General features: G+C 54.4%; 21 protein-coding genes. 7 read left to right on the plus strand and 14 right to left on the minus strand.

The window, feature by feature from the left end; all coding sequences use genetic code 11:
- Positions 1 to 353: 353 nt before the first annotated feature.
- Both BN348_RS08465 and BN348_RS08470 read right to left on the minus strand, forming a co-directional pair.
- Positions 354 to 887, minus strand: coding sequence for a flavodoxin domain-containing protein (locus BN348_RS08465; protein ID WP_040197450.1), 534 nt, complete (start codon positions 885 to 887; stop codon positions 354 to 356).
- Positions 880 to 1,350, minus strand: coding sequence for a MarR family winged helix-turn-helix transcriptional regulator (locus tag BN348_RS08470; RefSeq protein ID WP_040197451.1), 471 nt, complete (start codon positions 1,348 to 1,350; stop codon positions 880 to 882). The genes BN348_RS08465 and BN348_RS08470 overlap by 8 nt, the downstream gene beginning before the upstream one ends.
- A 149-nt stretch (positions 1,351 to 1,499) precedes the next feature.
- Between BN348_RS08470 and BN348_RS08475 the strand changes: the two genes are divergently transcribed.
- From BN348_RS08475 to BN348_RS08500, 6 genes are all read left to right on the plus strand, one after another.
- On the plus strand, positions 1,500 to 4,748 hold the full coding sequence (locus BN348_RS08475) for a hypothetical protein (protein ID WP_040197452.1): 3,249 nt from the start codon (positions 1,500 to 1,502) through the stop codon (positions 4,746 to 4,748).
- A gap of 318 nt (positions 4,749 to 5,066) precedes the next feature.
- A complete protein-coding gene (gene spoIIID / locus BN348_RS08480; protein ID WP_040197453.1) occupies positions 5,067 to 5,354 on the plus strand; it encodes a sporulation transcriptional regulator SpoIIID in 288 nt (95 codons plus the stop codon).
- Between the two features lie 334 nt (positions 5,355 to 5,688).
- Complete coding sequence (locus BN348_RS08485) at positions 5,689 to 7,077, plus strand: sensor histidine kinase (protein WP_040197454.1); 1,389 nt, start codon at positions 5,689 to 5,691, stop codon at positions 7,075 to 7,077.
- A gap of 272 nt (positions 7,078 to 7,349) precedes the next feature.
- Positions 7,350 to 7,745 (plus strand): hypothetical protein, encoded by a 396-nt coding sequence (locus BN348_RS08490; RefSeq protein ID WP_040197455.1) that lies wholly within the window; start codon positions 7,350 to 7,352, stop codon positions 7,743 to 7,745.
- 123 nt (positions 7,746 to 7,868) lie between these two features.
- Positions 7,869 to 11,033, plus strand: coding sequence for a lectin like domain-containing protein (locus tag BN348_RS08495; protein WP_040197457.1), 3,165 nt, complete (start codon positions 7,869 to 7,871; stop codon positions 11,031 to 11,033).
- Positions 11,034 to 11,349: 316 nt separating this feature from the next.
- Positions 11,350 to 13,089, plus strand: a complete 1,740-nt coding sequence (locus BN348_RS08500; RefSeq protein WP_320408674.1) for an FUSC family protein — start codon at positions 11,350 to 11,352, stop codon at positions 13,087 to 13,089.
- Positions 13,090 to 13,415: 326 nt separating this feature from the next.
- Here the strand turns inward: BN348_RS08500 and BN348_RS13610 are convergent, their stop codons facing one another.
- From BN348_RS13610 to BN348_RS08565, 12 genes are all read right to left on the minus strand, one after another.
- The gene (locus tag BN348_RS13610) at positions 13,416 to 14,375 is read right to left on the minus strand and encodes an IS30 family transposase (RefSeq protein ID WP_040197459.1); all 960 of its coding nucleotides are present in this window, start codon (positions 14,373 to 14,375) and stop codon (positions 13,416 to 13,418) included.
- A 710-nt stretch (positions 14,376 to 15,085) separates the two neighbouring features.
- Positions 15,086 to 16,099: an NAD(P)H-dependent glycerol-3-phosphate dehydrogenase gene (locus tag BN348_RS08520; RefSeq protein ID WP_040197462.1), complete on the minus strand. Its 1,014-nt coding sequence runs from the start codon at positions 16,097 to 16,099 to the stop codon at positions 15,086 to 15,088.
- A gap of 358 nt (positions 16,100 to 16,457) precedes the next feature.
- Complete coding sequence (plsY, locus tag BN348_RS08525; protein WP_040197463.1) at positions 16,458 to 17,105, minus strand: glycerol-3-phosphate 1-O-acyltransferase PlsY; 648 nt, start codon at positions 17,103 to 17,105, stop codon at positions 16,458 to 16,460.
- 317 nt (positions 17,106 to 17,422) lie between these two features.
- Positions 17,423 to 18,745: a ribosome biogenesis GTPase Der gene (gene der / locus BN348_RS08530; RefSeq protein WP_040197465.1), complete on the minus strand. Its 1,323-nt coding sequence runs from the start codon at positions 18,743 to 18,745 to the stop codon at positions 17,423 to 17,425.
- 3 nt (positions 18,746 to 18,748) lie between these two features.
- Positions 18,749 to 20,056 (minus strand): radical SAM protein, encoded by a 1,308-nt coding sequence (locus tag BN348_RS08535; protein ID WP_040197467.1) that lies wholly within the window; start codon positions 20,054 to 20,056, stop codon positions 18,749 to 18,751.
- A gap of 147 nt (positions 20,057 to 20,203) precedes the next feature.
- A complete protein-coding gene (locus BN348_RS08540) occupies positions 20,204 to 20,689 on the minus strand; it encodes a tropomyosin (protein ID WP_040197468.1) in 486 nt (161 codons plus the stop codon).
- A 137-nt stretch (positions 20,690 to 20,826) separates the two neighbouring features.
- Entirely contained in the window at positions 20,827 to 21,009 is a 183-nt protein-coding gene (gene rpmF, locus BN348_RS13620) for a 50S ribosomal protein L32 (protein ID WP_082020887.1), read from the minus strand.
- Positions 21,010 to 21,099: 90 nt separating this feature from the next.
- Entirely contained in the window at positions 21,100 to 21,594 is a 495-nt protein-coding gene (locus tag BN348_RS08545) for a YceD family protein (RefSeq protein ID WP_040197469.1), read from the minus strand.
- 88 nt (positions 21,595 to 21,682) lie between these two features.
- Positions 21,683 to 22,090, minus strand: a complete 408-nt coding sequence (locus BN348_RS08550) for a hypothetical protein (RefSeq protein WP_040197471.1) — start codon at positions 22,088 to 22,090, stop codon at positions 21,683 to 21,685.
- A 68-nt stretch (positions 22,091 to 22,158) separates the two neighbouring features.
- Entirely contained in the window at positions 22,159 to 23,496 is a 1,338-nt protein-coding gene (locus BN348_RS08555; RefSeq protein WP_040197472.1) for a glucose-6-phosphate isomerase, read from the minus strand.
- 322 nt (positions 23,497 to 23,818) lie between these two features.
- A complete protein-coding gene (locus tag BN348_RS08560; protein WP_197068317.1) occupies positions 23,819 to 24,973 on the minus strand; it encodes a D-alanyl-D-alanine carboxypeptidase family protein in 1,155 nt (384 codons plus the stop codon).
- Positions 24,974 to 25,156: 183 nt separating this feature from the next.
- On the minus strand, positions 25,157 to 25,387 hold the full coding sequence (locus tag BN348_RS08565; protein WP_040197478.1) for an HPr family phosphocarrier protein: 231 nt from the start codon (positions 25,385 to 25,387) through the stop codon (positions 25,157 to 25,159).
- A 183-nt stretch (positions 25,388 to 25,570) separates the two neighbouring features.
- Between BN348_RS08565 and mtaB the strand changes: the two genes are divergently transcribed.
- Positions 25,571 to 26,866: a tRNA (N(6)-L-threonylcarbamoyladenosine(37)-C(2))-methylthiotransferase MtaB gene (gene mtaB / locus BN348_RS08570; RefSeq protein ID WP_040197473.1), complete on the plus strand. Its 1,296-nt coding sequence runs from the start codon at positions 25,571 to 25,573 to the stop codon at positions 26,864 to 26,866.
- The last annotated feature ends 39 nt before the right edge of the window (positions 26,867 to 26,905 follow it).

Here is a 26,905-nt window from a genome sequence, read left to right on the forward strand (position 1 = left end):
CCATTATCTGCATCGGCCGCCTGCGGGCGGCGTTTTGTTTTTGGCAGGGTGGTTGGGCATAGCTAGCAGCGGACGTTTCTCCGGTTACAGGTGATCTTCATAGTACCCCAATACCTTGGCTGGGATATAACTTTAAACAACCACTATGGAGCATTATCTTCGGATATTAAAGCAGGGTACGTAACGCCGCTGTGTTCAAAAAGGGCATCCGTTTTAAAAAAAACGGATGCCCTTTACTTGCGTTCTGATTCTCATTTTCAGTTATACTGTAATAGTCGTTACCTGTCAAAATATCAGTCTGCAGAAACCATAGCATGGCATGGCACAACCCATTGGTATGCTGCGTACTCTTTTTATCCCTGCGCACACTTTATAAGCGGAGCAATTGCTTCAGGATCACTGAAATCGACGCGTTTTCCCTGCGACTGCAAAATACCTTTGTCCTCTTCGGTCTGTTGCTCAGGCGGCTTCTTCTGAATCATTTTAATCATCATCGACATCATGCTGCGATGCAGAAATCCGAGCTTTGGATAATCGATGCCGCCTCGAAAATGAAAAATATGCAGCTTTTTCCGAAGCTCTTCCGGCAAACTGTGTTCCAGACAGGGCGCAAAGGCCGATGGGTCATGGGTCGGGGAAAGGCCCACGGTGAAGAAAATCATGTTTTTGCCGTCAAACTTCTGCGCATTCTGGCACAGCCACTTCGCGCTGCCAATGGTGCCAGCATAGATGCCTCCGCCCGCTATGATGGTATCATAATCCGCCAGCTTTTCGCCGTGCAGCCCTTTGGCTGTAAAGAGATCGGCGCCAAGCGCTTCCGCGATCCACTTTGCATACTGCTCGGTATATCCGTAGCGGGATGTGTATACAACCGCTGTTTTATTCATGGAAAAACCTTCCTTCATCGCTTAAATTATCATAGAGCTTGAGCACGCACCGTCGCATCACATCGAGCTCGGTTTCATCCAGCACATCGAACAGGGTGTCGACGAATCGGTCATCTTGCTCGCGGCGTTCATTGCAGTACTGCCGCCACCGGTCCGTGGACTGCACGCGCAGCGCGCGCTGATCCTTTAAATCCTTTGTGATGCGCAGAAAGCCCTTTTCCTGCAGCTTGCGCGCAATCTGCATCGTGTTCTGATGGGAGCAGCCCATCAGTCCGGCAAGCTCCCCGATGGTCGGCGGCTGCTCGCACAGATTGGTCATGGTCAGAAGCAGAAACCACTGCTTGGTGGTCAGTTCCCCCAAAAACTCGTTGCCGATGGTCTGCAGCTTGTTCGAAAGCAGAAACAGACATCCGAAAATCAAAAAACGTTTGTCTGCATCCTGTACGCGTTCCAGCCCGTTCATGTCGTCCTCCCCAATCAGGTAATATATTATCTATATAGGTATTATATTACCTGATTATCTTTTTGTCAAGTCCAAGAAAAATTCCCGGACATGTTGCATACAAAACAGCAACTTTCTGCCGGATGCATGGAAAGGATGAGGTGATAAGTATGATCTCTTTCAAAATTTACGGCAATACATTGCTTTCCCCGAAAAAATTTACCACGACGGGGAGCTATAACCTGAATGAATGCACTTTTGAATTCGATGAAAGCTGGGACGGCATCCGGGCTAAATTCGCGGTGTTCTACCGGGAAGACCATATGGACGAGGCGGATGGGGTTCCGATCGTGGAGGGGCACTGTTCGATTCCCGGCGCGGTGCTCGGCGAGAACCAGCGGGTCTTTGTCGGGGTGTTCGGCCACATCGTGAATGCGGACGGCAGCCTGATGACGCGCTGCACCACCAACTGCGTGCCGATTGAGGTCGAGCGCGGCGCGCTGGTCACCGGAAACCCCGTGACGCCGACCGTCTGGGAACAGTATTATCTGGACATCCTCAAACAGGCGCAGAACGCGCAGCAGAAAGCGAAGGAAGCCGGCCTTTCTGCCGAACAGACGATCCGGTTTTCCGAGCTTGCGCGGCTGCAGGCACAGGCGGTGAACAACGTGACCGAACAGGTCGCGCAGCGCGCCGAGGAGCTGCGCGGCTATGTCGATATCGTGCGGACGCTGACAGCGCGCAGCGAAGAGCTGTATCAGAATATCGTGGACAGCTCCGGCGATTCAAATGCCGAAATCGTAGAGGCGCGCGGCGGGTTCGGCAACCTCGGCGGACGGCTCAGCGACGCCGATGAAAAGCTTACCGGCCTGCAGGAAACCCTTCCGCAGAAAGCGGACAGCGCCGCGCTTGCAGAGCTCAGCGCGGCTGTCAACGGAAAGCTGTCGCGGGACGAGCCGATTCATTCGAGCCAGCTCGCCGTGGACAGCGATGAAAACAAGATCCAGCCGTCCAACCTGTCCGAATCGGTGCTTGCCATGATGGCGGGAACGGCGCCGGTCTCCCCTGCCCCGGCAAACGGCAGTCTGGTACGGGAGAAGTTCGCGCCAAACGCGGTATCGGAGCACAGCGCGTCGTTCATCGAGCCGGGACGCAACCTGTTCGACGCCGAACGCGCCTCCGCCAAGGGATGGTGGCGCAGCACCGCCAACGGGCAGGCGCAGAGCAATGAATACACCGCCGCCTGGTGCTACAGCGATTACATCCCGGTGCGGGGCGGGACATCGTATGTCTGCAACAACTTCTGTCACAGCGTCTGCTTCTTTGACAGCGCCTTTCAATTTCTGAGCGGACAGGTTTTCTCGAACGTCGAAGCGGATCATCCGGCCTTTACGGCTGCTGAAAACAGCTGCTACGTCACGCTGAACATCCGCTACAGCGAGCGCGGTATCCTGATGCTTGAGGCGGGTACGGAATCCTCGGATTATGAGCCGTACACATTAAAGCTCCGGCACAGCCGCACCGACGCGCAGCTTGAAGCGCTCGGGACACAGATCGGGCAGACCGGCGCACAGCTTGAAACCTGCGCCAATCGGATCGACCGGATCACCACCTGCCGGCTGCTTGCCAAAAGCACCGGCGACTTCTCCAACCACCGCGAAGGCGTATCGGTCTTCACCGGATGGGCGCTGCCGTTTCAGAAAAGCGGCTTCTCCGAAACGATCACCGCCGTGCGCCTCGCCGTTTCGGTTGGTGACAGCACCGATGTGCCGGTACAGCTCTGCTTCCTCGACGATGCGGCGCAGGAGCTTGCACACTATGACGCCGTACTGCCGCAGAGCGGCTTTCTGACGGTATTGACCGAGGTCAGCCCGTCGCTGCTCACCGACACCTTCTATATCGGCATCCGGGTAAAGCCCGGCGTGACCGGCACCGTGCTGATGCTGGCAAAGGCGGTGTCCGACCTCGACTATCCGAAGCCCGCCGCCTACTACTACACCACCGCGCAGCGAAGCTGGACGCTGTCCGACACCTACGGCTATGAGACGGCGGACATCAAGGTCTACACCGGGCTTGGCGCGATTCCGGCGCAGCACACCCATCCCAAGGAGGAGATCACCGGCGTAGATTGGCCGAACATCACCGGCGAGCCGTTCTCGATTGATCTGGCCGCGCAGTACGACGCCGTGATTGGGGACACGTTGGAGCTGTTTGTAGACGGCATTCTCGAATGCCGGGACGCTTCCCAGTACTACGTGGTCTTCGATGCGCCGAAGGGATGCAAATACCACCGCAAATGGGTGTACACGCCGCTTGCGGGCGACGACGACTTCACGCTGGCCGTTTCGGTGTATGACACATCCCGCAGGCTGCTTGCACAGAGGTCGGCACTCATCCGGGTACACAGCCTGCCGCATTCCCCCGATGCGCCGTTCTATCTGCTCTGTGTCGGGGATTCCCTGACCGAGGGCGGAACCTGGTGCGCGGAGCTTGACCGCAGGCTGACCGGCTCCGGCGGCATCCCGGCAGGAAATGGTTTTTCCAACCTTCACTTTATCGGCGGTATGCGGCACGCATCCGGCACCCGCTTTGAAGGTCACGGCGGCTACAGCTTTGCCGACTACACCTCCGAAGGCGCGCCGCAGTACCGTGTCGAGGTCCTCAGCGGCATGAAGCTGTCGGATGCAAGCGGCCAGTCCATCTGGATGGACGACGGCGGCAACCGCTGGCAGCTGCAGACACGGGACGTTCCAAACAGCAGGCTGACCTTTCGGTATCCCGATGGGGCTTCCGGATATTCGCTTCCCGAAAGCGGCACGCTGCGCTTTCTCTCCGGCGGCGGGGACAATGGAAACATCGCCTATCAAAACGCCGTGCGGCTTTCCGGCAACCCGTTCTGGAGCGCCGCGGACGGGCGCAACGACTTCAAAGCTTATTGTGCCGCCCTCGGCGTTCCGCGCATCGACGCCTGCCTTCTGCTGATGACCTGGAACGGAACAAAGGAGATCGGCACGCTCATCGAGCAGGCTAAGGGATTTGTGGACGGCCTGCACACCGATTATCCCGCCTGCAAAATCGTTCTGTCCGGGCTTCAGCTCCCGTGTGAGGACGGGCTTGGTGAAAACTATGGAAGCAGCACTATCTGGAACAGCTTCGCAATGGACCGGTTTGTCCACGACCTGAACAGGGCTTACGCGGCCTGGTGCGGGGAGGAGACCTATGCGCCGTTCCTGAATTTTATGCAGCTGTGCGGCCAGTTTGACAGCGCATACAGCGGCATAATGGAATGGCGGCCGGTCAACCAGCGCAGCTCTTACACGGAGCTTATCGCGGTAAACGGCGTACATCCGTCCCAGAGCGGATATCTGCAGATTGCCGATGCGTTCTACCGCAAAACCATCGGCTGGGTGTTGCCGTAGGAATATGCGGACGGTATTCAGCCGATGACATTCGGCACTGCACGCGCCATGCCGGCCCAACCCGAACAACCTGCCAACGCCTGTGCTGTCCGGCGATACGGCTGATAGTTCCGCACTCCCTCGAACGATGCATCATCGCTTTCATTGATGCATAGACATAAAGAAGAAGGCCAAAAAAAAGCTTCAGGGCAGCAATGAGGACGATATACGAAAAAACCGCGTCCGTTTCAGGCGATGGCCCGACATTTGCTGACATATCGTTCCTTTCGGGCACATATACATAGTAACAAAACTACAACACAAAGAGGGTGTTTTATATTGAAGGGTAATCCTGAAGAGCGGGCCGTTCAGCTTAGCTTTTACATAATCGAGAACCAGGCGACCGTAAGAGCTGCAGCAAAAGAATTCGGAATCTCGAAAAGTACGGTGCACAAAGATGTATCGGAACGTATAAAAAAAATCAACCCCCTTCTGTATGTACAGGTGAAACGGGTTTTGGATACCAATAAATCGGAACGTCATATCCGCGGCGGCTTGGCCACCAAGAAAAAATATCAGAACCTGCATGATATGATGGTTCAGAAACGTGTCGGCAGCGAAGGCTGATCAAGATTCCTCCTTTCTTAAATATTATCTTATCATAAGCATAAAGAAGCACAGTAAGGGGTTCATCCTTGCTGTGCTTCTTTATGCTCCGCCGCGTTTGTCCGTTTGGATAATCTTCCATCCAAATATGCTCGCCGGGCATGCCGGACTGCAAAACGGACGAAATGCAAAAAAACTGATTGAGTGGATATCCCTATCAGGTGTAAATTATGCTATAATAAAATAAAAGATATTACCGCAGTGAATTCCATTATTTTTTCCCTTTATAAGCGTCCTCGGCCATATGCAGCATCCGCGCTGTAAGTTTTCCGCGGTATCATTGGAGGGATCTGATATGCTATTTCTCCTGCGGCACGCTGCAGGTTTTCTTTTACAGCTGCTGCCCTGCCTTTTTCTATGCATCCAGCCGTTCGGAGAGGACAAGTTCATCCGTTCGCGCCGCTGTGTACTCACCGTCACCATTGCCGTCCTCTCTGCCGTATCGGTTGTGTTTTCAGTTCTGATACAGAATGTACAGGGACATACCCACGGCATCTGGAATGTGGATGTGCTGTCGAATCTGTGCATGTTCACTGTCGTAGCTGTCTGCTTCATTGCCTTCTCTGCGGTTGTGCGGGAGCATGCGGCAAAAAAGCTGATTTCCCTGTGTCTGGCCTTCAACTACGGCATCATCGTATATATGTGTCTCAACATAGCCAACTGCCTGCTCCCAAACAACTGGTTTCAGCCTTTCACAGAAATCTATAATCCCGGAAACCTGCTCACGCTGGCAATCATCACAGCGATCACCTACCCGCTTGCCTGTCTTGCGATGAAAAAGATTATCCGGCGTCATCTTTCGGAAATCAATCCCACCTCTTTAAGGCAGACCCTCTGCCTGGTGCTGGCTTCGACGCTGCTGTATATCCTGTTTATCTGCAGCATCATCCCGGGGCTACAGCAGGACAATTCCAGAACGCGCCCCCTCTACCTGGAGTTCTCCGGCGCCTTTGTGTTCTGCACCATCTTTCTTCTGGTCATCTACTGGTTCCTATTCTGGGAGGTAAGGGTGATCCAGGAAAGAATGCAGCTCAAAAACCAGCTGCAGATTCAGCAGCTCCAGTATCAGAAGATCATCGGCGATGTGGAGAACACGCGGCGCATGCGGCATGATATGCGGCATCATTTTCACCTGCTGGAGCGTCTGCTGAATGAAGAGCAATATGCCGAAGCGAAGGCCTATCTGCAGGCCACCGCCGACTCAAGCGATACGGCGGGCATGCGCAGCTTCTGTAACGATCCTATGATCAACGCGCTGCTGCAGTACTATGCGGACGAATGTGACAATCATGGCATCCGGTTCGAGGTTAAGGCCGAGATAACCCAGTGCTTCGCCGCGCTGAACGATATGACGGTGCTGCTCGGCAACTGCCTCGAAAACGCGGTCCTCTCCTGCCGGCAGCTGCCGGGGGAACGGGTCATAAGACTGAAAATCGGACAGGTCAACAGTACGCTTGCCATCCTGCTGGAAAACAGCTGCGGGCATATACAGCTTGCGCCAAGCATCAAACAGACGGACGGCTACCTCCCCGCTTCGGCCTTTCTTTCGGAACAGGGCGAAGGGCTGGGACTCGGCAGCATCGAACACACAGCAAAGAAGTATGACGGCGCCGCGGAATTCCGATACAGCCCGCCGCTGTTTTACACCCGCATCAGTCTGGAACAGCCAAACCCTTCCCCATGATATCAGTGGCATCCGCCGTTTTGATAGAGACAACATCCATCCAACCACACAGCATAAGGAGGAAGCATCGAAACTCTGGGCAGCAGCGCCGGCTTTCAAAACGAAGGCGATTTTTACAGGCTCGAAGCCGTTCCACATGGAGGATATGTCTTCGATCACTGGGAATACAACCTGACCCTTGAGATGAAGGATGGAAGCTTTATCGACAAGCGCAGCGACTGCTCTTTGTCGACGGCGAGTGGCGGGCGGTCCCGCCGTCCGTAGAAATCCTTGTGGAGAAAGCCGCATGCGTGTTCATCCGCTTCGAACTGGAGGACGGCACCTTCCTCGAAGATGAATCGTTTGAAAGATACTATGATGATGTCGGCGCCGGCATCGAAACGGTCGAAGCGCCGGACGGCTATGAGATCATCGGCGAGAACACCTACGCGGTGGAAATCTCCCGTGATGAAAGCAGCAATCTGGTCGCCGACCCGTCCGAAGTGACCTTCCAGGTACGCCCGGTCAGTTCCTCCGGCACTTCCGGCACGGAAAGCTCCTCTGCCGGCAGCACCGCTTCTTCCGGCAAAAATCCGGCCACCGGCGACCATGCGCCTATGGTGCTGGCAGCCCTGGCTGTTTTGGCTGCTTTCGGTGTGGGCATAACATCGAAAAAGCAAAGATCGTAAGATACCATAAACGAGGCATCATCTCATTAAAAACTGCGCCGCACTGTATGGTGCGGCGCAGTTCCACACACACCAAAAGTTTGGCAGTACTTCACTGCCCTGCATACAGGAAAGGGATGTTTTATGAAACACGACCGCAAACGATTTAAACGGCTTTTAAGCCTGCTGGCGGCAGGATCTGTTCTGCTTTCCGGCAGCGCGCTGCCGGCACTGGCAGACAAACCGGCTTCCCCGGACGACGATCTCCGGCTTGAAGCCGCTCAGGTCAACGAGGAATATATCCGGTACCTCGAGAACGGAACAATCGGGGGCGCCGCGCCTTCGATGCTGGACCTGTCCTATCTGAACGAACGATATACGGCTGTCCCGCGCGCCCGCGCGGCGCTGCCGTCCTCCTACGACCTGCGCGACTACGGTCTCGTCTCCCCGGTGCGGAATCAGGGCAGCTGGGGCACCTGCTGGACCTTCAGTGCGCTCGGGTCGGCGGAATCCGGCCTGCTGGGCCGTTTCCCGCACACCTCCCTGTCGAATCTGCATCTGAACTGGTTTTCCTATATCGGCGATGAAGAGGAGGAATATAGCTTATACATGCGGAATGGCAGGGAGAACACGCCGGTCTGGCTTCTCGGCGGCAACGACCCGGGCGCGGTCAGCACGCTGGCGGCCTGGAAGGGCGCCATATCATCCGGCAAGCTGCCATATGATGAAAGCATCGACACGGTGGACGAGACCCTGCGGTACGATTCGGACTACCATCTGCAGAACGCGTTCTTTCTGGGAAACGGCTACTATGGTTACGTGCAGGAATCTCTGCGGCCGGATACCGAAACGGTAAAGACCATCCTGACACAGTACGGCGCTGTCAGCGTCAGCTACTGTTCCAGTAATTGGGATACACTCAACCAGGAGACCTTTGCCTGGTACAACGACGAACCGGCCGGCGCCGACCACGCGGTGCTGATTGCCGGCTGGGACGACGATTATCCAAAGGAAAACTTCGTTGAAGGCCGTCAGCCCCAGAATAACGGAGCATGGCTGGTCCGCAACAGCTGGGGCAACGACTGGGGCAACGACGGTTATTTCTGGCTCTCCTATGAGGATAAAAGCATCGACATGGGAAGCTTTTATCAGATGGAGGCAAACGACAACTATCTGCGCAACTACCAGCACGATGTGATGGGCTGGAGCATATCGCTGGGCTTTGAAGACAGCACGGAAAATTCCGCCTACATCTCCAACATCTTCACCGCACAGGACGACGAGCAGGTCGAGGCGGTATCCTTCTACACCACCGATGTCAGCACACAGTACGAGATCGCCGTCTACACCGGCCTTAAGAACCCTGAAGACCCGACCTCCGGCCGGCAGCTGACCGAAACGCAGTACGGCACGGAAATCTATGCGGGCTACCACACCGTTAAGCTGGATGAGCCGGTTCCGCTCGAGGACGGCGAGGATTTCAGCATCGTCGTCAAGGTGACCAATCCATCGTATCATTCCCCGATAGCCGCCGAGGCCTGCCCGCTCCCCGAAGGGCAGGATGCGCCGCAGTACATGGGGAGCGGCGGGGAGAGCTTTATCAGTCCGGACTCGCAGGATTGGAGCGACGTCTACCGTTATCTCTTTTCCGATGCAGGCTTCGACTTCATTGCCACCAATGTCTGTGTCAAGGCCTTCACCAACCCGGTCAGCACGGTCTCCTTCTCCCAGATGGAGGGGCCGATCGCCTTCGGAGAGCAGCTGGAACTGACCGCTCCGGGTGCGGACGCGATCTATTACACCACCGACGGCAGCGACCCGACATCCGATACGGGCATCCGTTACAATGCTCCGATTGAGATTGACCGGGAGATGACCGTCCGCACGGCAGCGGTAAAAGACGGTGTGTTCGGTAAAATCCGTGAAAAAACCTACACGCAGGCCGCCTCCGAGCTGGTCGAGCTGGTGCTTGAGCAGGAGGGCCAGAACATCCACCTCGACCTGTCGGACAACAGGCAGACCTTTGACACACATGTCACCAGCGGAACACAGGCTGTCCGGGTGCAGCCGCAGGGCTCCGACAGCATCACGGTGAACGGCGTGCCGGTCGATCCAAACAGCTGGTCTCAGGAAATCCCGCTCACCGAAGGGACTGAAAATGAGATTGTCGTACAGTCCGAGCTGCCCGGCAAGCGCACAACCACCTATACCCTTTCCGTATACCGCAGCGCACTCCGTTATGATTACCGGGCGGAGACGGCCGCATTTGACGAGGGCATCTACTCCCTGACCGACACCGACGGCCATGAAATTCACAGCGGGGATTCCATCACGCCATATATTCTGGAAACGGGAGATTCGATCCTGAACCTCTATAACAATACGGACGGCACCACCCATTTGGAATATGTGCCAAACCGGCAAATTGCCGTTCTCTCCGACATCGATTATGCCAATGAATGTACGGTCAGCACCTACGGGGAATGGAACCTGATCAGCACCTCGCCGGATATGTCGGACGCTGTGAAGGGCTCCGGTGAACAGCTACAGCTGACGCCGGGCGTGAACCTTTACATCCAGAGATATGCGACCGATACGGCCTTTCAATCGTATGTGAAGGAGCTGGCCGTACCAGCCCGCCCGGGAATGCCCGCGGATCCCGGCATCGATTTCCGCAGTGAAACGACGCGGGACGTCCTTTCGGAGGATATCCTGTACAGCTGCGATATCGGCTTCGCGGAAGCGCAGCCGGGAGCGGATGCCGTCCTCTCCCTGACACCGGGTGAAACCGTTTATCTGCGGACCGCCGACACCGACGATGCGTTCGCGTCAGAAATCCGTACGTTAGAGGTTCCCAAGCGGCCCGAAACGCCGCCAGCGCCGGCTGTTGAATCGGCCGGCAATCACAGCATCACGCTCAAAAGCGTCACAGGCGCCCAGTACGCTGTGAACGGCGGCGGCTGGCAGGACAGTCCGGTCTTTGATGGGCTTGAGGCCGACACCGATTACACCTTCTCAGTGCGCATCGCCGCGACCGATTGGCAGTTTGCTTCTTTTACAAACACCGCTGTTCTGCGGACCGCGGCCGCATCGTCAGGCTCCTCCGATCCGGTGGTTTCGGAGCCTGACGGCTCCGAAAGTTCCGGCGGTTCCGGAGAGTCTGGCAGCTCCGGAACCGCCAGTGGCTCCAAACCGGTCAAACCGAACCCCGGCACTGGCGACAGCAGTGTGCTGCCGCTCTTCATCCTGATGCTGGGCGCAGCGTCGGCAGCGGGCATTCTGACCGCGTGCAGGCGCAGCCGTCGTTAACATCCGCTGTCTGACTGGATGGAATCCATCGATAATCAGCTTACACCACCTATCATATAAAAGGGAACAGGCCGCAGTATCAGACGATACTGCGGCCTGTTCCCTTTTCGTGCACAACGTCTGTGCGGTCTATTTCCTGCATCCCGCTCAAGACCGCTTCCCGTTCTTTTATCATGTACGAGTCTTGTCACCTCCCGTTCAAGAAAAATTGAGAATTGGCACGTTGTTGAAGTGATGATTATGGTTTGCTATAATAGAAACAGATATGGTTCAAGCAACCTCATATCACTTAAAATGAATCAAAGAGGGGTTATCATTGTTCAAATCGATTATAGAGCGGATGCGCAGCAGCATCAAAACCAACATTCTGGAGGCCACGCTGAGTTTTATCTTCATCATTGCCTATGTCAATGTCTTTCAGATGGTGTTCGGTGCGGAAAATTCCATTGTAGGGGTCATCTTTACCATCATGATGTCCGCCTCCATGGTACGGGATATGACCGCGGCGCCTCTCAAGCATCTGCTTGCGCAGGCAGCAGTACTGGTCTGGATGGGGATTTCCGCCTGTCTGGTGACCGTCCTGCCGCCTGCTGCGGCGTTTGTGCTCAATCTGGCGACGATCTTCCTGATACTGTACGCCTTCACCTACGAATACTCCAGCCATATGTATTTCCCGTATATTCTCTCCTATCTGTTTTTGATCTTTATCTCGCCGGTCGAGCCAGCAGCGCTGCCAAAACGGCTGCTGGGGCTGCTGGTCGGCGCGGCGTCTATCATCCTCTATCAATTGTTCAGGGGCCGCAAACGGGTGGCGGAGACAGCCAGAGATGTGCTCTCTTCTATGATTGACGACGCGGTCGTCTCCATCCGGTATCTGCTCGGCGGAGAAGGGAAACCTGCCGATCTGGATGCGGTACGCCGCAATCTGTGCAAGCTGAGCAGGACGGTATATGACCGGCGCAAAAAGGCCCTGTGCATCTCGGATGCCAGCTTTTCCATGATTGACGCAGGCCGCGGCATCGAGCATCTCATCATTCTGCTGCATGACCTGCAGAACCCATCCTCCGCGAGGAATCAGGAGCTGCTCAGCAAAACCGCGCGGCTGCTCGCACAGTACCGCGCTTATGTTCAGAAGGAAATCGAGCAGATACCCGCTCTCGATGACACAGCCTTCATACAGGACGAGACAGATGCCGCAGAAAGCGACTTTTACCATGCGCTGGCCTATGTGCGCGGCAAGCTGATGCATATGTCCGATCCGGAAAAACGCACCCGATACCGCAAAACCATGCTTTCCTGGTCTGTCCGCATCAAAGCGGCCCTTGGCGTCAGCGAAGTGCGGGTTGTATATGCACTGCGGGTTTCGGTGCTTTTAGCGGTCTTCACGCTCATCGTGCAGCTGCTTCAGCTGCCGCATGGCAAGTGGCTGCTGTTCACACTGGCGTCCCTGTCCCTGCCCTATGCCGATGATGTGGGGGCGAAAACCTCCAAGCGCATCATCGCCACGGTGATTGGCGGCATGGTTTCGGTGGCGGTCTACGCACTGATTCCTTCCATGGCGGGCCGCACCGCGGTTATGATGTTCTCCGGCTATCTGTCCTTCTACTTTTCTCAATACACCGGCACCTACGCCTGTTCAACCATCGGCGCACTGGGCGGCGCGGTCATCATGGATACCTTCGGCTGGGGCGCAGTTGGTCAGGTGTTTGCCGTCCGGCTGTGCTATATCGCGGTCGGCGCCGTGATCGCGCTCGCGGCAAACTGCCTGCTGTTTCCGTATAAGCGCAGCACCGCCACCCGGCAGCTTGTGAAAAAATACACCACGACTACCGAGCTGCTCGCCCGGGTCTGCGCGGACAATCAAACCGACACACAGCTCTATTACAGCCTTGTGATTCAGGCGCACCTTTTGGAGGATAAACTTTCGGAAAACGCGCAGGCATCCGGATGGAGTGAAATGCAGACTCTGCTGGTCAAATGCCGTCAAAAGGTCCGTGACGCGCATCGCAGCCGGCCTGCATGCGTCTCTGCCGCCACTGCGCAAAGCCGGTCCTAAATAGGCGGAGCCTCCTTGCCTGCTGATCGGACAGATTGATTCAGATTGGGGAACTGGCTGGTCACGCTTGCGATCTGGAACCAAAGTGTGAGCCCTCCTTGCCTGCTGTAACAGCGGACAAGGAGGGTTCCGTTTAGCTTGTCAATGACCTTTGTTAAGATGTACTCGGCTGTCTGGTTCTTGTGGCGCCGTGGTGCCAGCGGACTCATTTCTTTTGTCGGGAGACCTTTGCCGTGTGGTTGTGCACCGCTGTAACGCAGCGGTCTCGCTGGAGTTGCCAAGCCGCCTTGGCAAGGTGGTAGTTACTCTTTTGCGCGGGTGGATTGTCAATAGAAGTGCAAAGAAGCGTTATGAAAAACCTCATAAGGAGTTTTCCAGCCTAAACACTTCCTGGGGCGAAGATTGATCAGCGCTACGATCCGCCGAATGTCTTCTTCTGTATACTCTGCCAGTGACCTTCTCTTCGGGATGTACTGCCTGATCAATCCATTTGTATTCTCGTTCCTCCCTCGTTCCCATGGACTATGCGCATGTGCGTAGTATACCCGTGCCCCAAGATCCTCTTCCATCTCTTTTGATTCGCTGAACTCCATTCCCTGATCAAATGTCATCGTCTTCACTTCTATCCCTTCTGCCTTGATCAGCTTCACCACCATTTTTCTTACCTCACTGCTTCCCTTGTTTTCCACCTTCCCTGCCTTTAGATATCTGCTCTTTCTGTCCAGTATCGATACCACCGCACTTCTTTCACAGTATCCGTGTACCGTATCTCCCTCCAGGTCTCCGATTCGCGTACGCTGCTCTGCTTCCTCTGGGCGCTCCTCTATCGATCTGCTGAAACACTTCCTTTTGGGCTTCTTTGCCTTTCCGATCCTCTTTTTCATGATCCTCAGGTAGAATATCAGTGTATCCCTGAGTCGTTTGGACTGAAGGGCTCGATAGATGGTGGACGTACTGGCGAAAGGGATGCCTTCCAGCTTCAGCCGATGATAGATTTCTTCAGGAGACCAGCCAAGCTGGGCGATAAAGAAGTGCGCGGTTTTACGATGCTCCAAGGAAGAGAAGAAAGGGGTACGTCTGGGGATATGCTTACGTTTCTCAGCGAGGTCTTGTGCATGGAAGGCAGAATAGGAGCAATCTGGGCTGGCATTTCTTTTGAGTTCCCGGGAGATTGTACAAACGCTGCGCTTCAGGCATTTGGCAATATACGTAAGGGAATGTCCTTGTTCATGATATACATGTATATATTCTCTCTCTTCTCTGCTAAGATGGTGATAACAACACATTGGGATTTCCTCCTTTGGTATGTTTCGTCACTTACCAGTATACAGGAGTTTTTTCCCTTTGTGTTGTTTTTCTTCTTTTGCTCTTATTATGATAATCCACCCGGCCAAAAGAGTAACCAGAAAAGGCCGTTCAAGGGGGCCAGCTGCGCTGGTGCACGCGCTGCGCGTCACTGAAATAAAAAAGAGCCTATGACATGCACACCACAACAACGCAGCAGAAAAAGCGGCGTAGCCGAGCGCCCCACCGCAGGTGGTGGCCCCCTTGAAAATCCCCTCTGATATCCCTATTTCCCCCTCGGCCGCCTGCGGGCGGCGTTTTGTTTTGGGCTGAGTGGTTGGGCATAGCCAGCAGCGGACGCTTTCTTTTTTACAGATTGCTCCTATGGTACCCCAATACTTCCAGCCGATACGTAAACTGCTGTGGAATTCAAGGAAATCCAATGTTTCAGGTGTCAACTTTGATCAATTGTACCGTTTAATGAAAGGATAAAACTGACACCTTTATATAATTGCACTGAACAACGACCTCCGCTGATACATTCATATAAATAAAGTCAGCTCACTCATACAATGTACTATAAACAAGCCAAAAGCGTCTGTCCGCTGTAACAGCGGACAGACGCTTTTTTTCGTCGGCTTATATGTTTTACAGACAAACCACTAATTATATTCCGTATACACGAAAAAATCCCGGTGCTTTTTTCTCCATCTCACCGGCTCAGCAGCCAGACCATTTCGGATTCATGGCGCTTTGGACGCTCCATCAGATCACGGATGGCGTCGCGCGCCTTTTTGTCGTTGTAAAGCACCTCATACATCTGGTCGATGATCGGCATCTCGATACCCGCCTTATGCGACAGGTCATAGGCGCATTTGCAGGAGATGTAGCCTTCCACGGTCATACCGACCTTTTCTATGGCCTGCGCGGCGGTGTTTCCCTCGCCAATCAGGATGCCTGCGCGGCGGTTGCGCGAATGCATGCTGGTACAGGTCACGATCAGGTCGCCGATGCCGGAAAGGCCAGCGAAGGTTTCCCGCTGGGAGCCGAGCGCACAGCCGAGCCGTGCAATTTCCGTGATGCCGCGGGTCATCAGCGCCGCTTTGGAATTGTCCCCGAGTCCGAGTCCATCGTTGATGCCGGCAGCCAGCGCAATGACATTTTTGAGCGCGGCGCCAAGCTCCACGCCGATCAGGTCGTCGTTGACATAGATGCGCAGCGTCTTATTCATGATGATATCCTGCACCTTCTGCGCGCTCTCCCTGTCGTCCGAAGCGCACACAATCGTGGTCGGGATGCCGCGCGCGACCTCCTCCGCATGGGACGGTCCGGACAGCACGACCACCTTGTTCCGGGGAAGCTCCTCGGCCAGCACCTGGGAAAGCCGCTTGAGCGTTCCGCGTTCCAGGCCCTTTGCCACATTTGCGGCGATGGTGTTTTCATCGAGATAGGATACAGCCTTCTGTGCCACCTGCCTGACGGCAAAGGACGGAACCGCAAAGATCACCAGTTCCTTGCCCGCCACGCAGCTGATGTCATCGGTCAGCTGGATGCTGTCCGGAACCGGGACGCCGGGCAGCAGCTTTTTGTGTTCCCCATCTCTTTTGATTGCTTCGATTTCTTCGCTGAAAGCAGACCACAGCGTCACCCTGTGCGCAAACCGCTCCAGCATCACAGACAGCGCAACGCCGAATCCGCCCGCGCCGAGAACTGTTATATCCGCCATGTCAATCCCCTCCTTGTCCTTTACCCAAAACGTATGCTATCTTCGAATCGGTTATTCCACACGATTGATACTGCTTCGTATAGCGCCTCGGATCACGAGCAGGCAGCTACGGCAGATGCCCTGCTGTTACCGCAAAAACATCCAGCGCTTTGATATCATCTTTGCTTTGATATTCTCCCGAATTAGAAACAGTATCATCTGTACGCAGAATATCCATCATGGTACGGTCAGACGGAAAAACATCTGACGAATCGGCCGTTACGCTTTTGGGGAGAAATTCCTTCCGACCGCGTATTTTCGGAGATATGGATTCTGCCGCATATCCATAAGATATTTTTCCGCTGTTATTCTAAAAAAACTATTTCTTATCCTGTTTTTTCTTTCCAAATTTGTTTTCGGTTCCATTCATCAGCCGTTTGATGTTCTCGCGATGGCAGAAGAATGAAATCGCCGCAATCAGCAGTGCGAATATGGTTTCCACCAACACGGGCTTTCCGGTAAAGAAGCAGTAGAAGTATGTAAAAACCGGAAACAGCGCCATCATGATCAGGGAACCGAGCGAAACGATTCTGCTGATACCGACCGTAACGGCAAAAACTGCGGCGCAGAAAAGAAACGCCATCGGATTGATGATCAGCACGATCCCGGCGGATACAAGTACGCCCTTGCCGCCCTTAAACCGAAAATACAGCGGGTACAGATGTCCCAGAATCGCGAAAAATCCGCCGATGTACGCGCCGTCAAACGCATCAATCCCTGCCAGGGAAAACAGCCATCTGCTCAACAGCACGGCCGCAACGCCCTTGAGAAGGTCCCCGAGCAGCGTGACGGCGGCAGGCCATTTTCCATAGGTGCGCAGGATATTCGTCATACCCGCGTTGCCGCTGCCGAAGTCCCGGATATCCTGTTTGTAATAGACCTTTGAAACAAGCAGACCAAAATTGATGCTGCCCAGCAAATAGCCTATCGCAGCAACTGCCAACGACATCAGTATCATGATTTCCATCGTGTTCTAACCCCCGCTTATTCTGCTCATATATTGTAGATTGTCTGACAGCTGGCAGAAGCATACCGCCTGGCGGCGTTACCTTCCGTTATCTCCTGCCAGCCGCCGCTTCATTTTATCTGTAATCCCGTATCCATCAGGATTTTTCATTGGGATTTACTTATAACGATATCATTTGTGATTCCAGCCCATGAAGGAATCCATCCGTCCGTTTTTGGCAAACGGACAGGCCATATGTTTGTCTGCTATGTCGCCATACATCTTTTTGACACCGAATATATCATCTCCAAGATGCACGATCCTTGCTCGACAGCAGTTTATTTGTCTCCGCGCTCGCGAATCTTCATGCGGACCGGCGTACCCTCCAGACCAAAGGTTTCGCGGATCTGGTTCTCCAGATACCGCTGGTAGGAGAAGTGAAACAGGTCCTTGCGGTTGACAAACGCCACAAACGTCGGCGGCTTGGTGGATGCCTGTGTGATATAGAAGATCTTGAGCCGCTTTCCGCGGTCCGACGGCGGCTGAACCCTGGCCGTCGCATAGGCCAGCACATCATTGAGCTTTCCGGTGGAGATGCGCATGGCGTTCTGTTCGTACACATAGCCGATCAGCTCAAACAGCCGGTCAATCCGCTGTCCGGTCTTCGCAGAGATGAACACAAACGGCACATAGGACATGAAGCTGAAATCCTTCTCGAGCTTCGCCCGGAATTCCTGCATGGTTTTTCCGTCCTTTTCGACGGCATCCCATTTGTTGACGGCGACGATGCAGCCCTTGCCCTGTTCATGCGCATAGCCCGCCACCTTGGAATCCTGCTCGGTGAAACCTTCGAGCGCATCGATCATGATGACGCAGACGTCGGCGCGGTCCACGGCCATATAGGCGCGCAGGACGCTGTAACGCTCGATCGCCTCATCCACCCTGCTCTTGCGCCGGATGCCGGCCGTGTCGATGAAGACATACTGCCTGTCATCCCGCTGGATGACCGTATCGGTGGCGTCGCGGGTGGTGCCCGCAATGTCGGACACGATGACCCGTTCTTCCCCGGCGATCTTGTTGACCAGCGAGGACTTGCCGACATTCGGCTTTCCGATGACCGCGACCTTGATCATCTCTTCGTCATAGTCGTCCTGCTTGTCGAAATCGATGTGTTCAAACGCGGCGTCCAGCAGATCGCCGGTGCCGTGTCCATGCGCGGCCGAAACTGCGACCGGGTCGCCGAGTCCCAAATTGTAGAATTCATAGAAATCCGCCGGCGGCGCGCCGACCGAATCGCATTTGTTGACGCACAGGACGACGGGCTTGCCGCTTTTGAGCAGCATCGTCGCGACATCCTGGTCGTTGGCGGTCACACCCGCCCGCAGGTCGGTCACCAGGATGATGACGTCCGCCTTTTCGATCGCCATCTGCGCCTGCGCGCGCATCTGTGACAGGATAATATCGTCCGAATGCGGCTCGATACCGCCGGTATCCACCAGCATGACCTGGCGGCTGCGCCATTCGCATTCCGCATAGATGCGGTCGCGGGTTACGCCCGGCGTGTCGTCCACAATCGAGAGCCGCTGCCCGATCAGCTTATTGAACAATGTGGACTTGCCGACATTCGGCCGGCCCACAACTGCGATAATTGGTTTTGACATCTGTTATCCTCCTGTCATCTTCTCAAGCAGCTCAAAGCCGTCATTTTCCACGACGCCGACCGACACTCCGAGTTCCTCCTCGAGCGCTTCCAATGTGATATCGTCTAAAAAGCGATCCTGTTCAAACCGCAGCATCACCCGCGGAATCAGCAGCGTATCGCCTAAATGCTTTCCTTTAAGCTGCGCGATCAAATCGGTGGCGGTGATAAGCCCCGCAACCGTGATGGTCTCGCCAAAGTACTCGTTGCGTATGATATGAACGCGGCAGTCGAGCCCCGGAAACCTCTGCTTGGCGCGCTGTGCCAGCTCTGTGATGAACGGGCCTACCGCCGTACCGGTCGCAATCGAAACCGTCCTGCCCGGTGTGCAGGTGATCGTATCGTCCTCCAAGGCGCGTTCAAACTCCTCTTTCAGCAAAGCCAGCAGCCCCACGCCGTTCTCCAGCTGGTTGTAATCGCCGTAATAGGCGGGTTCGGGGATGGGAAGTTCTGCCTTCAGGAAGAATTCATCCGCTGGATAGGCCAGCCGCACGCCGTGCTGTTCATAAAATTCGTCGGCAAACGCGTGGATGATCCGGATGGTCTCTCCGGCCTGCTGCTTCGTATAGGGCTTGAGCTCATATAAGTCCTGCCGGAACCTGGTCAGTCCAACCGGCACAGCCGCGATGCTCTCAAGATTCGGATACAGCGCGGAAAGCTCCCGCAGGCTGCGTTTCAGCTCCTCCCCGTCATTGATGCCGGGACAGAGGACCAGCTGCGTGTTCACCTTGATTCCTGCATCGGTCAGCTGCCTGATATACGAAAGGCACTCCCCTGCCCGCGGGTTTTTCATCATCTTCACCCGCAGCTCCGGATTTGTCGTGTGGACCGAGATGTTGATCGGGCTGATATGCATCTTGATGATGCGGTCGATGTCCGCCTGCTTGAGGTTGGTCAGCGTGACATAATTGCCGAACAGGAACGAAAGCCGTTCGTCGTCATCCTTAAAATAGAGCTGCTCGCGCATGCCCGGCGGCATCTGGTCCACAAAGCAGAAGATGCATTTATTTTTGCAGTGATGCTGTTTGTCCATCAGATAGGTCTCGAATTCGAGGCCCAAATCCTCATATTCATCCTTTTTCACGGTGATCTGTCTGAGTCTCTGCTTACGGTCCAGCAAAGACAGCTTCAGAACCCTGTCCATCATATAAAAACGGTAGTCGAGCACATCCGAAATGGCGTTCTCATTGATGGAGATGAGAACCTGTCCCGGTTTGATGCCGGCGCGATGCGCCGGTGAAAAACGCTCAACCGCTTGGATTTTGACTGGCATTGCTTCCATCCTTTTTTCGTACTATGACTATTCTTCACCATTCATTTGGCGGTATACATTATACCATACAACGCCGGTTTTATCAAATGGTTCTAGCCAAGAAAAAACGGCACAGACTCCCGCCTATACCGCTCGAGATATGTACTGTTAAGCCTGCAGGTCCCTCACCTTGACATCCAGTCCGTCCACCCAGTCATAGAGGGTATCAACCTTCCAGTTGATCTCCTTGACATCGTGCTTGATGGTCCGGACATCCTTTTCGAGCCCGCCGACCCGTCTGTCCAGATTGTCCAGCCGCCGGTCAACCCTGTCCATACGCTGATCGACCTGTTCCAGCTGCTGGTCGACGCTTTCCAACCGCTGGTCAAACTGCTTCAGCCCCTGATCGACCTGTTCCAGCTGCTGATCAACATTCTCCAGCTTCTGGTCAAACCGTTTCAGCCGCTGATCGAACTGTCCCAGCTGCTGGTCAACATTTTCCAACCGCTGGTCGAACTGCTTCAGCTGCCGGTCGACATTTTCCAATCTCTGGTCAACCTGTCCGAGCTGCCGGTTTACCTGTACAAGTCCCTGGCCCATGCTGTCCATTTTGGAGATCAGAAGCTCGAACATCTGCTTGGTTTCGCCGTCCACACCGAAAACCTCCTTATAAAAAGGATTTGTCCCTATTATAGCATATCCCATTCAGAAAAGAAACGCTGAAAAGGGTAAAAAAATAGAGAAGGAGAAAAAAACTTTTCGCCTTCTCTATCCTTTGTTTCGTGTCTGGACTATGCTTCCTTTTTGATAACTTCTACGCCTTTATAGAAGCCACAGTTACCACAAACTCTGTGAGGAAGTTTTAATTCACCACACTGTGTACATCTGGAAAAGCTAGGCTCTTTCAGTTTCCAAACGTTGGAACGCCTCTTGTCGCGTCTCATCTTGGATACTCTTCTCTTTGGTACAGCCATGGTCAACACCTCCTTAGCAGATTCCTCTGCAAGATTTATCACACATATATCATGTAAAACACAGAATATCATCCGGTTCTGCGCCCGGAATCACTTTAAAAGCTCCTGTAAAGCTTGTAGGCGGGGATCCAACTGTTTATGTTTACAGCCGCATTCCTTTTCATTCAGGTTCTGACCGCAGTCCGGGCACAGCCCCTTGCAATCATCCCTGCACAGAATTTTGAGTGGAAGTTCCAGCAGGATGTCGGATACCGCCAACTCGTCCATATCCAGCTTGGATTCCTCCAGCAGAATAAAATCATCCGAATAGGCGGCGTTGAGTTCATTGACAAGGATGTGCTCGAAGGCCATGTCAAAATCCTTCACGACGTCCTCCAGACACCGGTCACAGGCCTTGGCCAGCTGAAACCGCGCATGGTATTTGAGTTCCACAATACCGGCATGGTTCACTATCCCGCCTTTGATCTGAACCGGCGTTTGAAAGGGGTTGCCGCTGTACAGCTTAACTTCGGACAAATCCAGCGCATAATCGATGGGCTTGGTTTCGCCTACCACTTCGAAAAGCTGTTTTAAATCGATAAACATAATGCACCTCTTAACGCCACTCATAGTATTATATTATAAATCGGTACCTTTTGTCAATATTTCTGCACGGAAATTTTGTAAAAATCCATTAGATATATTTTTTAACTTCTTCCGGCAGGTCGGATTCATCACAAGAAATCGTGAAAACAATCTTGACCTCACCTTCCTTGGTGATCTCGCTGAGTTTGTCCAGCATAGCGCCCAGTCCCTGATAATCGCGTCCGCCAATTTTGAAGGTGCCGTCGACGAACAGGTCGGTGATATCGTAGTTGCCGGCGAGAAGGCCGGTCAGGAAACCATAGAAGGCGTCAAAACCAACGATGTTGTAGCTCTCCGCATCGATCAGACGGACCGCATGGCTCAGATCATAGGTCAGCTTCATGCCCTTTTCAACACAAACAACATTGCCGCTCGATTTTCCTGCCGCTGTGTTCACCATATCCACCAGTTTCTTGGTTTTGCCTGTGCCTTTGTTTCCTACGATGAGATTGATCATTTTAGATTCCCCCTGTGTTTGAATTTTTATCATTTGAAATCACATTGAGATGTGCTTGGCCGCAAATTTTACTGCAGTTTCGCTTCAAGGGAGGCTTTCTCATTTTCATATCCCGGCTTGCCCAGCAGTGCGAACATGTTCTTCTTGTAACTCTCAACGCCCGGCTGGTTGAACGGATTGACGCCCAGCAGGTAGCCGGAGATCGCGCAGGCCTTTTCAAAGAAGTAGACCATATAGCCGAATTCATATTCGTTGATTTCCGGAACCTCCAGAATCATATTCGGCACGCCGCCTTCGGAATGGGCGATCAGGGTGCCTTCAAACGCCTTCTGGTTGACCACGGACATGTTCTGGTTGGACAGGAAGTTCAGTCCGTCGAAGTTGCCGGCATCCTCCTTGATGAACAAATCCTGCTTCGGCTTCTGGATGTTGACCACCGTTTCGAAGATGATCTTGCTGCCGTCCTGGATAAACTGTCCCAGGGAGTGCAGGTCGGTCGAAAAGACGACCGAAGACGGGTAAAGGCCTTTGTTGTCCTTGCCCTCGCTCTCGCCGAAGAGCTGCTTGAACCACTCGTTCATCATTGCAAACGCGGGATCATAGCTGACCAGCAGCTCGACCGCTTTGCCCTTGCGGTACAGGCAGTTCCGGATGGCCGCGTACCTGTAACAGTCATTTTTGGCAAGATCGGTATCGTTTAAACTGTCCATTGCGTCCTTTGCGCCTTCCATGATGCGCTGGATGTCACAGCCGGCGACTGCAATCGGGAGCAGTCCCACCGCTGTCAGTACGGAGAAACGTCCGCCGACGTCGTCAGGAATCACAAAGGTCTCGTAGCCGAGGTCATCGGACAGCTCTTTGAGAGTGCCTCTCTGTTTGTCGGTTGTCGCATAGATGCGGTTTTTCGCCTCATCCTTGCCGTATTTGTTTTCGAGGAATTCCCGGAAAATGCGGAACGCCAGCGCCGGCTCGGTTGTGGTGCCGGATTTGGAGATGATATTGACCGAAACATCCTTGCCCTCGCACAGGGAGAGAACCTCCTGCAGATAGGTCGGGCTGATGGAGTTTCCAACAAAATAGATCTCCGGCGTATCCTTTTTCAGGTTGTTATATAAAGGAGACTTGAGCAGCTCAATCGCCGCCCTTGCGCCCAGATAAGAACCGCCGATGCCGATCACGATCAGCACGTCGCTGTCGGATTTGATCTTCTCAGCCGCCTTCTGGATGCGCGCAAACTCCTCCTTGTCATAGTTTTCGGGCAGGTCCACCCAGCCCAGGAAATCGTTGCCCAGTCCGCTTTTTTCGTGCAGCGTCTTGTGAGCGGCCTCCACCTGGGAAGCCATGCCCAGAAGCTCGTCTTCACCCAAAAAACCTTTCAAATGCCTGTCGTTCAATGTTAATGCCATTTTGATACTTCCTCCAATTTTTCTATGTACTTTATTTTAGCAGATTTCCGGCGTTTTTTCAAGCCAAACACGAGGATTTTTAGAAATTCTCAACAAAAACGCCGGTCTCTCCGCCGAAAACAACAGGTATCATCAAAGATACCGGTCTTTCCTTCATTTTCTATCTCCGCGATGCTTTGAGCAGTCGGCGAAATATCGTTCAGGTGTTCCATGCCAAATGCTCCGGCAGTTTCGCTGTCGTCCCTGTTGAATATCAACCTTTCCGCCCAGTCGTCAAAGCACTCGCCTTGCCGCTTTTCCTGAACCTGCTCCCCGGATTGTTTTAGAGCTGTACCATACTGCGAAGCAGGATCATCAGCGCGCGCGGGAAGGTCATCTCCAAAACGGTCTCCTTTGCCTTGACCGGGTATTCGGTCAGCACCGTGTCGCCGGCCGTCACGACCACCTTGCCAAGCTCCTGGCCCTCCTCCACCGTGGCCGCGATCTCCTCGATCACCTCGGGCTTCTGTTCAATCGATGCCTTCAGCGCCTTGTCGATGATCAGCCGTTCAGGCGGTGTGGCTGAGAGCGCAACCTTCGGCTTGACGCCGTCGGTCACCTTGACCTCGCCAAGCTCGCTTTCGATGCTCGGCAGCTTGAGGGTGATAAAGTTTTCGAAGCCGTAATTCAGCAGATTTTTGGCCGTCTCAAATCTGTCGTCGCTGGTCTCGCTGCCGAGCGCCACCGCGACATAGGTCATGTCGCCGCGCGTGGCCGAAGCCGCGACACAGTTTTTCGCCTGGTCGGACACGCAGGCCTTGAGCCCGGTCGCTCCTTTATAAAAGCGTACCATCCGGTTCTGGTTGGCAAGCTCCACATCGCCGTCGCTGTTCTTCATCGAGTCCAGCCAGACCGATGTATATTGCGTGATCTGCTCGTACTTCAGCAGCTCGCACGCCACAATGCCGATATCCCGCGCCGTGGTCTGCTGCCCTTCGGCATACAGCCCGGTCGGGTTGACAAAGGTCGTGTTCTGCATACCGAGGTCCTTCGCCTTCTGGTTCATCATCGCCACAAACTTCGCTTCATCCCCGCCGACCGCTTCGGCCAGCACGGTGACGGCATCGTTCGCGGAGACAATGCAGACCGCCTTGATCAGGTCCGAAACCTTCATCTCCTCGCCGGCGCGCAGCCAGATCGATGCGCCGCCGATGCTGTTTGCATGGTCGGAGCACCGCAGCGTGGCGTCCATCGAAAGCTTCCCGCTGTCGACAGCCTCCATGACCAGCAGCATGGACATCAGCTGGCCCAGCGATGCGGCATAGCATTTCTCATCCGAATTCTTTTCATACAGCACCTTTTTGGTGCTCTGCTCCATCAGCACAACATGTTCGCTGTAGAGTTCAGGGGAGGTGTCCTCCTCGTCCTCCTGTGCCCAAACAGAAAAAGAGGCACCCAGCAGACAAAACGCACAAAACAATGACAGTATCCTCTTCATGGCTGGCCATCCGTCCCTTCGCATACATAGATTCTATTATAATCTATGTACCGACCGGGGCGAAAAATAACCAGGCTTCAGAATCTTTGCGCATTGCCCGCGCCCGCAGGCGCGGCGTCTCTGCCGGTGCCAGTCGATTCCTTCATCCGAAACGCACGCGGTTCAGCGAATCACTGCGGCATGCTATTCGGCGATATAGGATTTGATCTCTTCAAAAAACTGCTGGGCGTTCGGGTCCTCCACCTCGCAGGTGACCGGTTTCGAAAGATCCAGGCTGAAGATGCCCATAATGGACTTCGCATCCACAATGTATCTGCCGGAGGTGAGATCGATGTCGAAATCCTTCTCATTTGCCAGAGTGGTGAACGCCTTGACCTTGTCGATGGTATCCAGCAGGATATCCACGCTCTTCATAACTTTCATAATGGCACGCTCCTTCTGCTATTAGTCGGTGGAAACGCCGCTATAAGGAGCATCCAGCCGAATTCACGGGATGTGCCTTGTAATTGCGTTTCAAATTGATTATAATACGATTGTAATCATTAGTATATGCATAAAATTTTAATTTTTGTGCAGAAAGAAAAATCAGGAGAGTTTATGAGAGTAGCATTTTACACCTTGGGCTGCAAGGTCAACCAGTATGAAACCGGCGTGCTCGAACAGCAGTTCATGAACGACGGCTTCGACATCGTCTCCCCCGATGAGGAGGCGGACATCTACATCGTCAATTCCTGCACGGTCACCTCGACCGGCGATAAAAAATCCCGGCAGGCGCTGCGGCGGTTCAAACGGAAAAACCCCGCCGCCAAGGCCGTGCTGACCGGCTGCTTCCCGCAGGCGTTCCCGGACGCGGCCGAGAAGATTCCCGAAGCGGACGTCATCACCGGCGCCGCGAATCGGCTGGCGGTGCTCGACGCGGTCAAGAGATGCCTTGCGAGCGGCGAGCGGATCATTGAGATCACGCCGCATGTTAAGGATGAGAAATTCGAGAGCATGCAGGCCACTTCGTTTTTGGACCGTACCCGCGCCTTCATCAAAATAGAGGACGGCTGCGACCGGTTCTGTTCCTACTGCATCATCCCCATCTCCCGCGGACGGGTGCGCTCCAAGCCGCTCGAGGAGCTGCGGCAGGAGCTGACCGCCCTGGCTTCGTCCGGCTACCGCGAGGTGGTGCTGACCGGCATCAACCTGTCGTCCTACGGCAAGGACACCGGCAATCGGATGATCGACGCGGTCAAGCTGGCCTGCGCGGCGCCGGGCATCGAGCGTGTGCGGCTCGGTTCGCTGGAGCCGGAGCTTCTGAGCGACGAGGACATCTCAGAGATGTCGAAGCTCGGCGAATTCTGCGACCAGTTCCATCTGTCGCTGCAAAGCGGCTGCGACCGGACGCTCCGGGAGATGAACCGTCACTACACGGCGGAAGAATACGACGCATTGGTCCGCAAGCTGCGCCGTGTCTTCCCGAACTGTGCCGTCACGACCGATATCATGGTGGGATTTCCCGGGGAAACCGAGGAGGATTTCCTGGAAAACCTGGCGTTCGCGAAAAAGGTCGGATTTGCGAAGGTGCATGTCTTTGCCTATTCGATCCGGGAGGGCACCCGCGCCGCAAAGATGGAAGCGCAGGTTCCAAAGCAGGTCAAGGAACAGCGCAGCCGCCGGATGATCGAACTGACCGATAAAACGCGCAGGGAATTCCTGTCACGGCAGGTCGGCCGCATCGAAGAGGTGCTGCTCGAGCAGCTCGTCTCCCCAGGCGTCTATGAGGGATACACCAAAAATTACACGCCGGTGCGCATCCGGTCGGATCTTCCGTTAAAAGGTCAAATAAAGTTCATAAAATTGACCGGTATAACAGATGACTTTTGTACCGGGGAACTGTTACAATTTTAATAGGTAATTGTGTCCGCACAGAGGGACGCTGTATTTTTC

It is taken from the genome of Candidatus Soleaferrea massiliensis AP7 (genome assembly GCF_000820765.1).
Lineage (GTDB): Bacteria > Bacillota > Clostridia > Oscillospirales > Ruminococcaceae > Soleaferrea > Soleaferrea massiliensis.

Excerpts from the sequence above, each read along its gene's own strand:
- BN348_RS08465 (WP_040197450.1), bottom strand. The coding sequence starts at position 887 with ATGAATAAAACAGCGGTTGTATACACATCCCGCTACGGATATACCGAG.
- BN348_RS08470 (WP_040197451.1), bottom strand. The coding sequence starts at position 1,350 with ATGAACGGGCTGGAACGCGTACAGGATGCAGACAAACGTTTTTTGATT.
- BN348_RS08475 (WP_040197452.1), top strand. The coding sequence starts at position 1,500 with ATGATCTCTTTCAAAATTTACGGCAATACATTGCTTTCCCCGAAAAAA.
- BN348_RS08485 (WP_040197454.1), top strand. The coding sequence starts at position 5,689 with ATGCTATTTCTCCTGCGGCACGCTGCAGGTTTTCTTTTACAGCTGCTG.
- BN348_RS08495 (WP_040197457.1), top strand. The coding sequence starts at position 7,869 with ATGAAACACGACCGCAAACGATTTAAACGGCTTTTAAGCCTGCTGGCG.
- BN348_RS13610 (WP_040197459.1), bottom strand. The coding sequence starts at position 14,375 with ATGTGTTGTTATCACCATCTTAGCAGAGAAGAGAGAGAATATATACAT.
- BN348_RS08520 (WP_040197462.1), bottom strand. The coding sequence starts at position 16,099 with ATGGCGGATATAACAGTTCTCGGCGCGGGCGGATTCGGCGTTGCGCTG.
- plsY (WP_040197463.1), bottom strand. The coding sequence starts at position 17,105 with ATGGAAATCATGATACTGATGTCGTTGGCAGTTGCTGCGATAGGCTAT.
- der (WP_040197465.1), bottom strand. The coding sequence starts at position 18,745 with ATGTCAAAACCAATTATCGCAGTTGTGGGCCGGCCGAATGTCGGCAAG.
- BN348_RS08535 (WP_040197467.1), bottom strand. The coding sequence starts at position 20,056 with ATGCCAGTCAAAATCCAAGCGGTTGAGCGTTTTTCACCGGCGCATCGC.
- rpmF (WP_082020887.1), bottom strand. The coding sequence starts at position 21,009 with ATGGCTGTACCAAAGAGAAGAGTATCCAAGATGAGACGCGACAAGAGG.
- BN348_RS08545 (WP_040197469.1), bottom strand. The coding sequence starts at position 21,594 with ATGTTTATCGATTTAAAACAGCTTTTCGAAGTGGTAGGCGAAACCAAG.
- BN348_RS08550 (WP_040197471.1), bottom strand. The coding sequence starts at position 22,090 with ATGATCAATCTCATCGTAGGAAACAAAGGCACAGGCAAAACCAAGAAA.
- BN348_RS08555 (WP_040197472.1), bottom strand. The coding sequence starts at position 23,496 with ATGGCATTAACATTGAACGACAGGCATTTGAAAGGTTTTTTGGGTGAA.
- BN348_RS08560 (WP_197068317.1), bottom strand. The coding sequence starts at position 24,973 with ATGAAGAGGATACTGTCATTGTTTTGTGCGTTTTGTCTGCTGGGTGCC.
- BN348_RS08565 (WP_040197478.1), bottom strand. The coding sequence starts at position 25,387 with ATGAAGAGCGTGGATATCCTGCTGGATACCATCGACAAGGTCAAGGCG.
- mtaB (WP_040197473.1), top strand. The coding sequence starts at position 25,571 with ATGAGAGTAGCATTTTACACCTTGGGCTGCAAGGTCAACCAGTATGAA.